This window comes from Microcoleus sp. FACHB-672 (assembly GCF_014695725.1).
GTDB lineage: Bacteria > Cyanobacteriota > Cyanobacteriia > Cyanobacteriales > Oscillatoriaceae > FACHB-68.
Window position 1 is genome coordinate 111,673 of record NZ_JACJOU010000009.1, and the last position, 15,199, is coordinate 126,871.

8 protein-coding genes are annotated in these 15,199 nt (G+C 46.3%); 5 read left to right on the plus strand and 3 right to left on the minus strand.

What is annotated here, in order from left to right; genetic code table 11:
* Positions 1 to 32: 32 nt before the first annotated feature.
* Complete coding sequence (locus H6F56_RS06035) at positions 33 to 263, minus strand: hypothetical protein (protein WP_190665955.1); 231 nt, start codon at positions 261 to 263, stop codon at positions 33 to 35.
* A gap of 372 nt (positions 264 to 635) precedes the next feature.
* Here H6F56_RS06035 and H6F56_RS06040 point away from each other — a divergent pair, with 372 nt between their 5' ends.
* Genes H6F56_RS06040 through ggt form a run of 3 tightly spaced genes read left to right on the plus strand, consistent with a single transcriptional unit; the run spans position 636 to position 4,109 of the window.
* Positions 636 to 2,438 (plus strand): mechanosensitive ion channel family protein, encoded by a 1,803-nt coding sequence (locus H6F56_RS06040; protein ID WP_190665956.1) that lies wholly within the window; start codon positions 636 to 638, stop codon positions 2,436 to 2,438.
* Positions 2,435 to 2,560: a hypothetical protein gene (locus H6F56_RS26750; protein WP_255513686.1), complete on the plus strand. Its 126-nt coding sequence runs from the start codon at positions 2,435 to 2,437 to the stop codon at positions 2,558 to 2,560. Before H6F56_RS06040 ends, H6F56_RS26750 begins: the two co-directional genes overlap by 4 nt.
* On the plus strand, positions 2,553 to 4,109 hold the full coding sequence (gene ggt / locus H6F56_RS06045; protein ID WP_190665957.1) for a gamma-glutamyltransferase: 1,557 nt from the start codon (positions 2,553 to 2,555) through the stop codon (positions 4,107 to 4,109). Before H6F56_RS26750 ends, ggt begins: the two co-directional genes overlap by 8 nt.
* Before the next feature lie 222 nt (positions 4,110 to 4,331).
* On the opposite strand, the gene H6F56_RS06050 is transcribed toward ggt, so the two are convergent.
* Positions 4,332 to 4,925, minus strand: a complete 594-nt coding sequence (locus tag H6F56_RS06050; RefSeq protein WP_206753391.1) for a COP23 domain-containing protein — start codon at positions 4,923 to 4,925, stop codon at positions 4,332 to 4,334.
* A gap of 192 nt (positions 4,926 to 5,117) precedes the next feature.
* On the opposite strand from H6F56_RS06050, the gene H6F56_RS06055 reads away from it, so the two are divergent.
* On the plus strand, positions 5,118 to 5,300 hold the full coding sequence (locus H6F56_RS06055) for a hypothetical protein (protein WP_190665959.1): 183 nt from the start codon (positions 5,118 to 5,120) through the stop codon (positions 5,298 to 5,300).
* Between the two features lie 101 nt (positions 5,301 to 5,401).
* Positions 5,402 to 13,123, plus strand: coding sequence for a PAS domain S-box protein (locus tag H6F56_RS06060; protein WP_190665960.1), 7,722 nt, complete (start codon positions 5,402 to 5,404; stop codon positions 13,121 to 13,123).
* A 146-nt stretch (positions 13,124 to 13,269) separates the two neighbouring features.
* Here the strand turns inward: H6F56_RS06060 and H6F56_RS06065 are convergent, their stop codons facing one another.
* The gene (locus tag H6F56_RS06065; RefSeq protein ID WP_190665961.1) at positions 13,270 to 15,192 is read right to left on the minus strand and encodes an Hsp70 family protein; all 1,923 of its coding nucleotides are present in this window, start codon (positions 15,190 to 15,192) and stop codon (positions 13,270 to 13,272) included.
* Positions 15,193 to 15,199: the final 7 nt, after the last annotated feature.

Sequence of the window (15,199 nt, forward strand, 5' to 3'; positions counted from 1 at the left end):
CAACTCTGAGTCGGCGATTCTTTAATTGATTTCTAGAACCTAGACCCGCAAATCGCCAGCACTCTTTCTTCAGGCTGGTTTCTATGTTTCTCCCGGCATATCAAAATTTGAGCTAACCGTTGCTCCGCATAATACTGATGGACGAACCAACCCAAAGGGGCACCGGCAATGATGCCAACAATCAAACCCGTAAGCAGGCTATTAATTAGATTTTTTCTACTGCCATCTGTTTTGCTAGGATTTTCATTCAATTGCTTTTGCATCTTCCAGCCCTCAAATACTCACCTCTTTTAAGAGAATCAAATGATAGCGCTACTTGCGTCCCTCTAAATGCTTATCTTATAAACTGCCGAATTCCTCTCTTTGGGGGGTTCCATTCAAAATTTTTTCTTTTTTCATTTACAAAGTGAACACTTATCAATAGCTCTCATTCTGCTAACCTTTAAAATAAGAAATCTTTTGGTTTTAGAGAAGTGTTATCATTTTGCGTGAATTGTTGCTGCCGAAAAAGCCGACTGTCTTAACCCTACAACGATAACGGCCTTTGCTCACAAACTTTGTGCCTCAGCCATGCGCCATTTGCCTCTAGTCCCTAGTCTCTAGCCCCTAGTCCCTATATAGGTCGGAGCATCTACGTGAAAAACAATCGAAACCGTCATCAATTTTGGCTTTTGCCGGCCTGTTGTACTGCTGGAATTGTCATGGCGCTGCTTTTGGGTTTGTTGAGCCGGTCGCCTGCAATCGCACAAGGGAAAAGCGATCCGATGACTGCCTTCAGTGCCACTGTAGCTTCGCCAAAATCGGAACTTTCTTTAATCAGTTACCCGCAAGATTATTCTGATGAGTTGCTAGCTGTCAAAAGCCCCGAACGAGTCAAAAAAGTAGTTCCCTCAGTTTCCAAAGCTCCAATCATTTTAGATGGTCGAGAACTTTTTTTACTCAGTCAAGCGGGAGATTATCCCGCTGAATTTCGCGCTGAATGGATTAATACTCAACTAAAACAGGTCGCTCAATCTTCCGTGCCGGTGACAGTCAAGGTTGAAGAACGTAACCAATTATCAACGATTTTACTGAATGATCAGTATTTGCTGACTGTCACCGAACGCGATGCAATTGACGGCATGACAGCAAAAGAACAAGCTGATATTTGGGCGAAACAAATTCAGCAAGCACTGCAACAAGCTCAGCAAGAACGCAGCGGCGACTTTATTCAAGAAGCCTTAATTCAAGTCGCTGCGATGATCATGTTTGCGCTGGTGCTTCACTGGTTTGTAGGACATATTTGGCGGCACTATATCGTTACAGGATTGCAAAGAGTGATGCCGGTGCCGGCAGGTTCCAATCCTGAATCTCATAAAGTAATGGATGTGTTGCTCAACCTCACTCTAGCGAGTGCGCGGTTGGGGTTATGGCTAGCCACAATTTTTAATATCACCAATCTATTTCCCTTAACGCGGCAGTGGAGTTACCGGCTCACAAATAGTTTGGGTGCAACGTTTACTTCTCCGATCCTCACCCTCAGCCAAAACGATTACTCGGTGACGGATCTCCTCATTCTGATGGTTCTACTTTTTGGAGTTGTTTTTATTTCTGGAATTGCCACCAATCTGGTAAGGTCTCGAATTTTAGGACTCACCGGCTTTAATCGGGGCGCACAGGAAGCTGTTGCCGTCATTATTAAATATAGCTTAATTATTTTGGGCAGCCTTGTTGTGCTGCAAATTTGGGGGTTAGATATTAGTTCCTTAACCATTCTTGCCAGTGCGCTAGGCGTTGGGATTGGTTTTGGATTTCAAGATATCGCCAAAAACTTTGGCAGCGGTTTAGTATTAATTTTTGAGCGCCCAATTCAAGTGGGAGATTTTATTGAAGTTGGAACATATATGGGCACGGTAGAGCGAATAGGGGCACGCAGCACCCTGATCCGAACGCTCAATAATGTTTCTATCATTGTGCCAAATTCCCGATTTTTAGAAACTGAAGTCATTAACTGGAGTCATCACAATCCAGTTTCCCGGTTGAAGTTGCCAGTTGGTGTGGCCTACGGTTCAGATATGAAAAAAGTTAAACAAGCATTGTTGGATGCCACGAAAGATCATGAGGGTGTCTTGCCCTTTCCTGCACCCCAAATTTTATTTATAGGGTTTGGGGAGAGTTATCTGGAGCTTGAATTACTTGTGTGGACAAAAGAACCTAGCAAACAATATATTCTCAAAAGCGATATCTATTTTCGCATTGAAGAACTCTTTCGGGAGCAAGACATTAAAATTCCTTTCCCACAACAAGATTTACATCTGCATTCTGAAGATTTGCCTTTGAGTTTGTCGCCTGAATTGAAGCGTATTTTATCACGTCTGTTAGAACGCTTAGGAAATCAGCAAAACGGAACATCTGATGGAAGAAAGAAGGCAGAACACGATAGAATTGAGCGGGATTGAAAGCACGCCTTGTCACCTCAAGAGTTTCCAGTAAGCGCGGGGATATGGCTGGCTTCTACCAATATTTAGATGTTGCCGACCTCAGACAAGCAGAAAAAGGAGAAATTACGATTTATGCCTAAAAAAACTCGCGGCGTTATTGCAGCCGGCCACCCGAAAACAGCAGAAGCTGGTGTTGAAATGTTGCGCCAAGGCGGCAATGCTTTTGATGCCGCAGCCGCTGCAATCCTAGCCTCTTTTGTCACTGAATCTGCCTTGACCTCGGCTGCCGGTGGCGGATTTCTTTTAGCACACACGCAAGATAACCAAAATATTTTATTTGATTTTTTCACTCAAACCCCACGTCGAAAAAAACCTGAGTCAGAATTAAGTTTTGTTCCGATTGAAGTTAATTTTGGCGGAGCCGTGCAAGAATTTCATATTGGGCTTGGTTCTATGGCAGTGCCGGCCAATCTTGCTGGGGTGTTTTACGTTCAAAAAAAGTTAGGCAGATTACCTTTTAAAGCCGTTGCAGAGCCGGCAATTCACTACGCACAAAACGGCATAGAACTCAACAATTTTCAAGCTTACTGCTTAACACTTCTCAGCCCTATTATGCTGGCTTCTGAAGGAAGCCGCAAAATATATGCCCCCACCGGCACGCTTATTCAAGCCGGCGAACAATTATTATTCCCAGACTTTGCCAATACATTAACCTACTTAACAGAAAAAGGAGCAAGAGAATTTTACGAAGGTGAAATCGCTCATCAACTTGTTAAAGACTGCCAGGATCAAGGGGGGCATTTAACCTTAGAAGACTTAAAAAATTATCGCGTTATCGAAAGAACCCCGCTGATTATAAATTATCGAGGCAATACTTTACTAACAAATCCTCCGCCGAGTTCTGGAGGCACACTGATTGCCTTTGCCTTAAAACTGCTATCCAATGTTAATCTAGAAAATCTAGAATTTGGCAGCCATCGTCATTTGCAAATATTAGCAGAGGTGATGCGTTTAACGAATGATGCCAGAAAAGATGGTTTAGATGGAAATCTTTATCAACAAGATGTTGCAGAGAATTTTTTAAACTCTTCTCATTTATCGAACTCGGTTAATCAATTAACAGAAATTTCCAGTAAATGGGGCAGTACCACCCATCTTAGTGTCGTTGATAGTGAAGGAAATGCTGCTAGTGTTACAACTTCCAATGGGGAAGGCTCGGGTTATGTAATTCCCGGCATCGGCATTATGGTCAATAATATGCTGGGTGAAGAAGATTTAAATCCCCAGGGATTCCATAAGTGGCCGGAAAATGTGCGAATTTCTTCGATGATGGCTCCCACCATTGTGTTAAAAGATAATCAACCAGAAATTGTCTTAGGTTCTGGTGGATCGAATCGGATCAGAACTGCGATTTTACAAGTCATTTCCAATATTATTGATTTTAAGATGCCGGTTGATAGGGCAGTGGATAGTCCTAGAGTTCACTGGGAAAATAATGTTTTTAATTTGGAACCAGGATTTGAAGGTGATGAAATTAAGAATTTAGGGCTTACTTCTAGTCTTCAGTTAGTTGAGTGGGAGAAAAAAAATATGTTTTTTGGGGGAGTTCATACAGTTTTGGAAACTTCGGAAGGAGATATTTCAGGGGCAGGAGATCAACGAAGAGGCGGTGTGATTCGAGAAGTTTAGGTTTTGTAAGGCAAATTAAAATATAGAGGATTGATTTGTGAGTGGTTGATCGTGATGGGAATAAATTAGCTTTTTAAAAAAGTTTAATTTTGTTTTTAATCGCAGGTAAACACAGATACGATTAACGCTTATATAGCTAAATTGGATGTTTTTAAAATTATGTATTTCGTACTATCTACACATTATATTTTTTAGAATTATTCATAGTTTTTATGTTTTTTATTATTGTTTCTGATTTAAGCATTCAGGTGGAGGTGAAGGGATCGAAGTTTCATTTAATAGAAATTTATTTTGCCAAATTTCTAAACTAAAATAAAATTGCCGCTCAATATCGATAATCGGATTTCCAACAAATTGTAAAAGTTGAGAATCGCAAGCCGGAGGCCGAAAGTTTGTTAAATATTCTACGAATTTATAGGGTTGTCCATTATATTGCTTAGCATCTTGAGGGTTCAGCGTGAATAGGGTGTTACGTGTGTTACAGCCTTCTTGATAATTGTGTACCAAGCAAAGCACAGTTCGATCACTCACCCGCCCCATTGTAAACAGCAAATTTTCCAAGTTCCCGCTGTTCTGAGTCACTTGCTCACTCAAGCGTTGTGCAAAACTATTGCAAGCTTCTTGAGGAGGTATATCAGAACTAAAATTCTGAGTGCTCCAGATAAATAGAGCAGCTTCTCTTTCACCGTTTCGAGCAACAGTGATAAAAAATTCATTACTGTAAGGAATACATTTAAAGATAGTTGCTTCAGATGAATTTTTTGTAAGGCTTGGAGGGGATACAACTGGTTGAGCTACAGCTGAATTTACTCTCAAGACGGCAAAAGTCAGAGAAGCGATTAGAAAATTAGCAGTAAACTTAAAGCACATCAATAGAGGACACCAACTTCTCCCAAGTTGCCAGCTGATATATTATGTTGTCGTTTAAATAATCCTGGTGTTCCTCAGCGCACCCTCACAACCCACACCGGCATCACGTGCTGCCTGTAGGGACACTGCCTCAGCAACGTGATTTACGTTGAATTAGCCACTTTTGTCTCCAAAGGGCACCGACGCTACAGACGTGCCGGCAAGGTGTGGATCTCAAACCGGCTTCTGCCGAGCAGCTTTAAAATCAAAATGCCGGCACTCCTCTGGGAAAATACACAGCTCGGCACGGTCGCTAGACCGGCAAAAATCTGGAGCACATAATAGTTTTAGTGCGAGATCGCACTTTTGCCAAGAAGTCCTATTTTGCCGTAGCGACTCAGTGCTAGGCTCGTGAATAGGTGGCACACACCGAGGATAGAGGAATGGAACAACAATGGCACGATATCGCGCAAACACTCGGTGTCATCGTCTGGGAAAGACAGACAACCACCTTGCAGTTTACCTTTGTGAGCCGGCAAGCCGAAGAACTTTTGGGCTATCCTGTCCAGGAGTGGCTCTCAAATCCGAATTTATGGGCGAACCTAATCCATCCAGATGAGCGAGATCGTACCCTAGCTCTGTATCATCAAGCCATCTCTGACGGAAAGCCACAAGAAATTGAGTTTCGTGCCGTGACAGCCGACGGGGGAGTGGTGTGGCTGCGTGACAGACTCAGCACTGTCAAAGACACCGAAGGCAACCTACAACGCCTCAGCGGTTTTCTCGTAGATATCCCAGATCGCCAGTCCGTAGAAATAACATTACAAAAAAGCGAACAGAAGTTTAGCATCTCAGTCGAAAATATGCTCGACTGTTTTGGCATATATAAAAGCATTCGAGATAAATTAGGCCGCATCACAGATTTTCAAGTCGAATATATCAACACCGGCGCTTGTGCAGATCACTTGTTTAGCAAAGAAGAACAAATTGGCAAGCGACTGGGTGAATTGCTGCCGGCATATCAAGAAACCGACTTATTTGAGGAATACTGCCAAGTCGTAGAAACCGGCATTCCCCTAAGCAAAGAATCCCTGATCTATGAAGATGTCTTTAACCAGCAACGCCTAGTCAAAGCTTATGACATCCGCGCTAGCAAACTAGAGGATGGTTTTGTCGTAACTTGGCGCAACATCACACACACCAAGCAAATAGAGCAAGAATTACATCGACGCGAGCGAGAAATTAGAACCATCCTTGAAAATGCGCCCTTGCTCATCGCCCGCATGGACAGAGAATTTCGTCACGTTTACGTTAACCCCGCCATCGAACAAGTAACCGGCATTCCCCAGCAAGAATTTGTCGGCAAAACTCACCGAGAATTAGGCAATCCAGAAGCAGATTGCGCGATGTGGGAAGCTTATTTTCACCAAATATTTACCACAGCGCAACCACTGACCATTGAATTTGAATTACCAACCGCCACTGAGGAAACGCGCTACTATTGCTCGCGCATGGTGCCAGAATTTGCCTTAGATGGTTCAGTCGAATACGTCCTAGGCATTGCCTATGACATCACCGCTCAGAAACGAACCGAAGCTGCGCTACGCGAAAGCGAATCCCGCGCAAGACGCATGATAGCGTCAAACTTAATTGGGATTATGTTCGCAGACTGTAACGGCAGAATCATTGAAGTCAATCACGCCTTGTGCGAGATTCTGGGATATACACCAGAAGAGGCGCTCTCTGGAAACCTGAACTGGGTAGAATTAACACCACCCGAATATCGGCACCTCGATTTGCAGGCGATCAAGGAACTGAAAAGAACAGGAACCCACACTCCTTTTGAAAAAGAATACATTCGCAGAGACGGCACCCGTGTCCCTGTTTTCGTGGGAACTGCTTATCTAGGAGGCCCAGACGAAATTGGCGTAGGCTTTATCCTGGATCTAAGCGATCGCAAACGAGCCGAAGCAGAACGTGATCGCCTCTTCGAGCAGTTGGAGTCAAAGGAGAGACTCTTGGAAGCCGTATTGCAACAAATGCCGGCCAGCGTCGTTGTTGCCGAAGCACCCTCAGGGCGTCTTGTTCTCATGAACGGGCAGGAGGAGCAAATCGTGCGCGGCCATTACCAAATCGTTGACCAAGTGGAAGACTATTTGCAGTACCAAATCTTTCACTCAGATGGCCGGCCTTACACTGCCGAAGAAATCCCCTTGGCAAGGTCTATCAAAACTGGAGAAGTCGTCATAGACGAAGAGGTGGAAATCGTGCGGGGAGATGGCAGCCGTGGCACGATGATTGCCAATTCCGCCCCTATTCGCGACGCTTCTGGGCGCATTGTAGCCGGTGTCGTGACCTCTTATGACATCACCGAACGAAAATTAGCTGAGGAGAAGTTGCGAGCCAGTGAAGAACGCTTTCGCGCCTTTTTTGAAGCTTCACCCATTGGAATTGTTGTCGCTAATTTGGATTATAAAATTGTTAATGTCAATCCAAGTTTCTGCAAAATGTTGGGATACACTGCAGAAGAATTAACCGAGCTGACGTTTATTGATATTACCCATCCGGAAGATATTGACTCAGATATGCGGCTGCTTGAGCAACTATTTGAGAGAAAAATTTCTAGTTATCAGTTAGAAAAACGATATATCAAAAAAAATCAAGAAAATTTGTGGGTAAATTTAACCGTGACGCTGGTTCGGGACGATAACGCTGAGCCGCTTTACGGATTTGGCATGATCGAGGATATCACCCAGCAAAAAGCCGCCTCAAAGCGCATCCAGCTTTATGCAGACATTGTTAAAAATGTGCCGGTGGGCTTAAGCGTTTGGCAACTGGAAGATAGCTACGATATGGGTTCTTTTCGACTGCTTACAATTAATCCCGCTGCCGATCAATCGAACGGGGTAGCGATGGAAGAGTTGATCGGAACCACATTGGCTGAGAGTTTCCCGCTAATGCTTGAGACACAATTGCCTCAAGATTGTGCAGAAGTGATTTACACCGGCACTGCCAAAGACTTTGGAGAATTGCTTTACAGCGATGAACGGATTACTGGGCAATTCTTTTCAATCAAAGCATTTGCCCTGCCCGATCACTGTGTGGGAATCGCCTTTGAAAATATCACTGAGCGCAAACAGCTAGAGCAAGCGCTGATCCAAAGCGAAGAAAGTTTTCGCTTCCTCGCCGACTCCATCCCTCAGTTGATTTGGACGGCACAACCTGATGGCCGGTTAGATTACATCAACCGGCGCGTTGCTCAATACAGCGGATTGAGCGTTGACAACGTGATCGGCTGGGGATGGCAACAGATACTGCATCCAGACGATCTGCCCCAGAGTCTTGATCGCTGGCAGCACTCTTTAAACACCGGCACGAAGTACGAAGTTGAATTTCGTTTGCGGCACTCGTCCGATGGACAATATCGCTGGCACTTGGCACGAGCCTTACCGATGCACGACGCAGAAGGCCAGATTATCAAGTGGTTTGGAACTTGTACAGATATCGAGGATCAAAAGCGGGCAGAACAAGCGGCGCAGTTTCTATCACAAGCGAGTACCCTGCTGGCTTCTTCCCTCGACTACGAAACGACTCTCTCCAGGGTGGCGCGTTTAGCGGTTCCCACTCTGGCAGATTATTGCGTTGTTGATATTGCCGAAACCAATGAGGTATTCCGCCGGCTGGCTGCGGTTCATCCAAACCCAATCAAAGAGCAGCTAGCGCGTGACATTGAACAGCGTTACCCAACCGGCCTGAATGGGGAGAACCCAATCGCTAGGGTACTGCGTACAGGGGAATCACAACTGTATCCACAGATGCCCGATGAGGTATTAGTTGCCACTGCCCTAAATGCAGAACACCTAGAGATGCTGCGCTCGTTGGGAATCAAGTCTTATATGAGCGTGCCACTAATGGCTCGTGGGCGGGTACTCGGTGCCATTTCCTTTGCCACAGCCGAATCAGATCGCCATTATAATGCCGCCGATCTTGCCTTGGCTGAAGATTTAGCCCGCCGCGCTGCTGTCGCCATCGACAATGCACTGCTTTACCGCGAGGTTCAGGAGGCGGAACAACGCAAAGATGAATCCTTAGCATTGCTCAACGCTTTGCTGGAAAGTGCACCGATTGGGTTTGCCTTTATGGATCGCGATCTGCGCTTTGTTCGCCTCAATCGTTCCCTCGCAGAACTCAACGGCATTCCTTTGGCAGATCACTTAGGACGCACTCTTGAGGAAATTTTGCCGGCGGAAACTGCATCCATCTCAACTGCACTTCACCGGCAAGTCCTGGCCACTGGGGAGCCGGTTTTAAATTTAGAAGTGGATGGCCAGACATTTTCGTCCCCCAATCAACACCGGCACTGGTTAGCAAGCTACTACCCGATCCGTTCCGGGAGTGGGGAAATTTTAGGTACGGGTGTGGCAGTGGGGGATATTACTGAACTCAAGCGGGCACAGGAAGCTCTGCGGCAGAGTGAAGAGCGCTTCCGCTTGCTATTTGACAACGCACCAATGGGCATCTCCATCGCCCGGAACGGAGTCAGTTTGTACGTCAACCGCGCCTACCTTGAGATGTTTGGCTACAGCACTGTCTCTGAAATGCAAGGCACACCGTTGCTCAATGATATTGCACCCCAATGCCACGAGGAGATCACTGAAAGGATTCGACAACGAGATCGAGGGGAAAGCGTTCCAAATAGTTATGAAACCCTCGGTCAAAGAAGGGACGGATCAGTGTTTCCTTTTCAGGTTTATGTGGCCCGGTTTGATTTACCCGATGGGCCGGCAAGCACTGCCTTTATTCGTGATATTTCTGTCGCTAAGCAAATCGAGTCTGAACGTGCTCAGCTTTTGATTAAAGAACAGCAAACCCGGCAGCTGGCTGAGCACACTGCTGAACGGATCGCCGGTTTGCAATACGTCACTGCCACCCTTTCGGAAGCACTGACAGCCTTAGAAGTTGCAGATGCGATCCTTACTTCAGGATTAGCCGTACTGGATGCAAATGTCGGACTTGTTTCTTTGCTCAATGACGCCGGCACGGAATTTGAGAATATCCGGATCGTGGGCTACTCGCAAGATGTTGTGGACGCATGGCCCCGTTTTGCAGCGGATGCGCCCGTACCCATTGCGGATGCGGTGCGGCGCAGACAGGCGATTGTGCTGGAAACACAGGCAGAGCGTAACGCCCAGTATCCCCATCTAGTGTCTGTCCATGTAGAATCCACGGCCACTGATGGCGCTTTAGTTGCCATCCCGATGATCGTGAACGAGCGCGTTGTGGGCGGACTCGGTTTGGGCTTTCCAGAGGATCGGCAATTCAATCAAGATGACCGCGCTTTTATGCTGGCGCTGGCCCAGCAGTGCGCCCAAGCTCTAGAGCGAGCGCGTCTTTTTGAAGCTGAACGGTTAGCCCGCGCTGCGGCTGAAACGGCGCTAGATGCGCTCAAGCAAAGCGAAGCTCGCTTCCGCACAATGGCAGATAACTCACCGGCATTTATCTGGATGGCCGGCACTGACGGACAATGCACCTATTTCAACCAACCTTGGCTAGACTTTACCGGCCACACCTTGGAAGAAGCACTCTCCCTTGGTTGGTATGAAGGGCGACATGCTGACGATGTACAGCCTTGTGTGGATGCGTATAGGGTGGCATTAAACCGGCTGGAAGGCTTCCAAATAGAATACCGGCACAAACGAGCAGATGGTAAATACCGCTGGATTTTCGATACCGGCGCGCCGCTTTACTCTCCCGATGGCAGTTTTGTCGGTTACATTGGCTCTGGCATCGATATCAGCGAACGCAAGCAGGCAGAGGAAGCGCTGCGCGAGAGTGAATCCCGGTTTAGACGCTTGGTAGAGTCCAACGTGATCGGCGTGATCTTTTGGGACACCGCCGGCAACATTACCGATGCCAACGATGCCTTCTTGCAAATGGTGGGCTATACCCAGGAAGATCTGCAAGCCGGCAAGGTGCGATGGAAAGACATGACCCCTCCTGAACAGTTGCATCTGAGTGAGGAGGCGATTGCTCAACTGCAGCAGTCTAAGACGGCGAGTGCCCTAGAAAAGGAATACATTTGCAGAGACGGCAGCCGCATTCCCGTTGTACTCGGCAGCGTCATGTTTGAAGGCTCTCAGGATCGCGGGGTCAGCTTTGTTCTCAATTTAACTCAACTCAAACAAGCCGAGTCAGAGCGCCGACAGAGTGAGGAACGCTACCGTCGCATCGTGGAAACGTCTTATGAAGGGATTTGGACAATTGACGCCCAAGGGCACACAGATTTCGTGAATCCCCGAATGGCAGAGATGCTGGGCTATACCGTGGAAGAGATGATGGGGCGTCCGATTTCTGATTTTACGGACGAGCCGGCCCGCATCGCATCCGAGGGAAATATTGAGGGGCAAACCCAAGGAACTAAAGCACTGAGTGAATGCCGGTGGCGTCGCAAAGATGGTTCGGAGCTTTGGACACTGAATTCTAGCAACGCCATTATTAATGAGCGAGGAGAATTCACCGGCGAGATCGCCATGATTACGGATATTACCGATCGCAAACAAGCTTCTGAAAAGCTGTGGGAAACCAATCAAACCCTTAACAGCTTGATTCAAGCTTGCCCCTTAGGGATTAGGGTGTTTAATCTCAATGATGCGGTTGTAACTTTATGGAACCCAGCCGCTGAGCGGATTTTTGGCTGGAGTGAACAAGAAGCACTGGGCGGTTTTCTGCCTTCAGTTCCAGAAGACAAACGAGAAGAATTTCTGGCAAACCTCGCCGCCATCGGGCAAGGTGAGGAATTAATTGGGGTAGAGTTGCGCCGGCAGAAAAAAGACGGTTCACCCATTGATATCGCCGTTTGGGCGACTGCACTGCAGGATGCAAAAGGCCTAAAGAGCTGTCTGTCAATTGTTGCCGATATTAGCGACCGTAAGCAGATGGAGGCAGAACGCGAGCAACTTTTAGCTCGTGAACGGGGAGCACGCGCCGAGGCTGAAACGGCGAACCGGATCAAGGATGAGTTTCTGGCGGTACTTTCTCATGAGTTACGTTCGCCGCTGAATGCAATTTTGGGGTGGGCGCAGATGCTGCGGACTCGTAACTTTAATGCAGCAACCATTTCTCGCGCCCTAGAAACGATTGAGCGCAACGCCCGGTTGCAAACCCAATTGATAGAAGATTTGCTGGATGTTTCGCGCATTCTGCGGGGCAAAACCAGCCTCAATATAATGCCGGTGAATTTAGTCTCGACTATTGAGGGGGCGCTCGATACGATGCGACCGGCTGCTGAAGCGAAGGCGATTAAAATTGAGCGATTGCTTGATCCGACGGTGGGGTTGATTTCAGCCGATCCAGGCCGGTTTCAGCAGATTGTCTGGAATTTGCTTACCAATGCGATTAAGTTTACCCCGTCGGGAGGGTGTGTGACGATCCGCCTTGCGGCTGCCGGTTCTATGGCTCAAATTCAAGTCAGCGACACCGGCATTGGCATCGCCAGCGATTTTCTTCCCCATGTTTTTGAGTATTTCCGTCAGGCAGATGGCTCAACGACACGGGCGCACGGCGGACTGGGTTTGGGTTTGGCAATTGTGCGCCATTTAGTAGAACTGCACGGCGGCACGATCCAGGCGGAAAGTCTGGGTGAAGGACAAGGGGCAACCTTCACCGTGCTGCTGCCACTTTTGAAAAGACAGCCGGTAGAAGGCAGAAGGCTGCCGGCAGCAGAAAATTCTCCCGTTCTTCCCCTCTCCTCCTCTCCCCCTGTCCCTCTCTCCAACGTCCGGGTACTTGTGGTTGATGATGAAGCTGACACACGAGACTATATTGTTACGGCACTAGAGCAAAGTGGCGCTGAGGTAATCGTTGCAGCCTCCGTAAGTACAGCATTTATCGCTCTACAGCAATTTCAACCCAATGTTTTAGTCAGCGATATCGGAATGCCTGGGGAGGATGGCTACTCCTTGATCCGCAAGGTGAGAGCTTTGGCTGCGGATCAGGGGGGAAATATCCCTGCGGTGGCGCTAACCGCCTACGCGATGGAAGAGGATCGCCGGCGCGTGCTTGAGGCCGGTTTTCAGAAACATTTGGCTAAGCCGGTGGATGCAGATGAGTTGATTCAGGTGGTAGCGCGTCTGAGCGGACGCCTGGAAGATAATACTCTGGGATAAGAAGTAGTCTAGAGGATTGGTAGTAATGGTTTCAAGAATTGGTATTAAAAATTTCGACAATATACAACTAGATAAAAAAACAAGCTCTTGCCTAGAATTTGACAAAGAGCCTGCATCATCCCATTAAATTGATAAAGTGCCGGTTTTTATTGAATTAAAATGATCGCTTCTTGAATCTTTGCATTCAGAGCGTCTTTTAGCCCTAACTCAACTTTTTCCATTAATTGATCAAAAGTTTCCTGATTCGCCGCCAGTTGTTCTTTAAGAACCTTCTCCAACTCCGGATTTATTTCCTTGCATATACTGTCAATTTTACTGTCGCTTAACAAATTTGAACGCATCCAACCGGGAACATCTAAATTTGTTTTAATCGTATCTTTAACGCCCTTACGATTTAGCTCCATTCCTGCCGCTAAAGCTGAAGCTCCATAAACGAGGGCGATTGGCCAAGCTAAATGTCCAGTTAAGATTAAAGTCAGTAGGCTAGCAAGAGTGCCTCCACCAATCACCACATTGATGATAAATGACACGATTTCGGCAAGAATCGCATCTCCGATCTGAAGTTCCGGATTAACCGCAGCCGGCGCGATCCCTTCCTCAAACCTTAAACTACTTCTGGGAATCTGAAATTTTCGACAAATCGGATCGGTTTTATCGGCTAACTCAGGCTGAATTTTGCTATTAAACCAAGCCAGACATTGGCTATTGATGAGAGCCTGAGTTTCATTACTTTTAACCCACTGCTCCGCTCGCTGTTTCATAGAGACTTCGAGATCAGATAAAGTTCTAATTTTGTTATGTTGCCAATCTTTTAACCCAGTTTTAACGATGGATTTAATTAATTCATCTGAAAGTGAGTTGGTCAATAATTCTATTAAATTTGGCAGATTTTTTTCAATGAGATTTCTGAAAAAATTTGAATCAAATAAGTAATTCATTTCTTGTTTGAAAGCAGCCGCCCGCAAATCCCATCTTCCCACTCGCGCTAAACCCAGTGCAATGCAGCGCTCAGGTTCTGGATCAGGACGAACTTGCGTGTCGGGTTCGGGGAAGGTTTTCTCGCAAATAAGACGGGTAAACTTCATGCGAGATGCCCCACCTGTCATTAGCACGACTTTCGGTGCAATGCCTTGTTTATCAAGCTTTTCTTTCGCCACCGTGACTGCTTCACGAAATGATTGAATCCAACTCTTTTTCCCTAATTCAACTAAGGGGTGGTTTAAAATTTCCTCCATAATTGATTGATTGACTTGGGGGATAAAATAAATTTGTTCGTTAATCGACTCAAACCCCCGTGCAAAAGATTGAGGGGAACTGTAAAGCTGTTCGTTAGAAAAATAATCTTCCTTGGCTTTGCGGCAGGCAAGTTCACAGCGAGCTTTGTGATGTGAATATTGAGAAAAAACTTTCTCAAGTAATTCTTTTTGCTCGTGATTGGCTAGCGTACGTTCAAAAATTGCTTTATCAATTAGAGAAGCCCCCAGCTCATTACTGCCAAAATCTATGGGGATTTCGGATAAGCTTTTAACGAGAGTAAAATCAGTTGTTGAAGAACCAATATCAACAATGAGTACCGATGAGGTCAGCTTGTTGTATTCAAGTTTACCGGCTTCCTTGGCTTGCATAAAAGCCGCTCGTGATTCTGGGATCACATTCAGCAGCGGAATTCCAGCTTCCTGAAGCAGCTTTTGGTACTCTTCACGATCTTCTAGTGACCAACCTGAAGGGCAACCTACATAAAAATAGCTGTTTTTCTCGCCTTGAATTTGCTTACTTTCTTTCAAAAGAGAGTAGTAGGTTTTTAAGAAACTTCGGAGGGTTTCTCGATAACTTGCATCTTGATTAGGTTTTTGCTTAAAAGCGATTTGTAGCTGAGTAACCCCAACTTGAATTAAGGCTTGCTCTCCCACAAGATAGCCAAGTTCAGGATGCCAACCTAGGGCAGTAATTTGATTTTTTTTATTGTTAACTTCCAGCATTTCTGGAGGTTCAATGCTTTCGATTACAGCTTTGGCAACGGCTGTTTCTCCATGTCCCAGGTCGAAACCGATTGTTTCTAAAGTTTCCATGATTTTA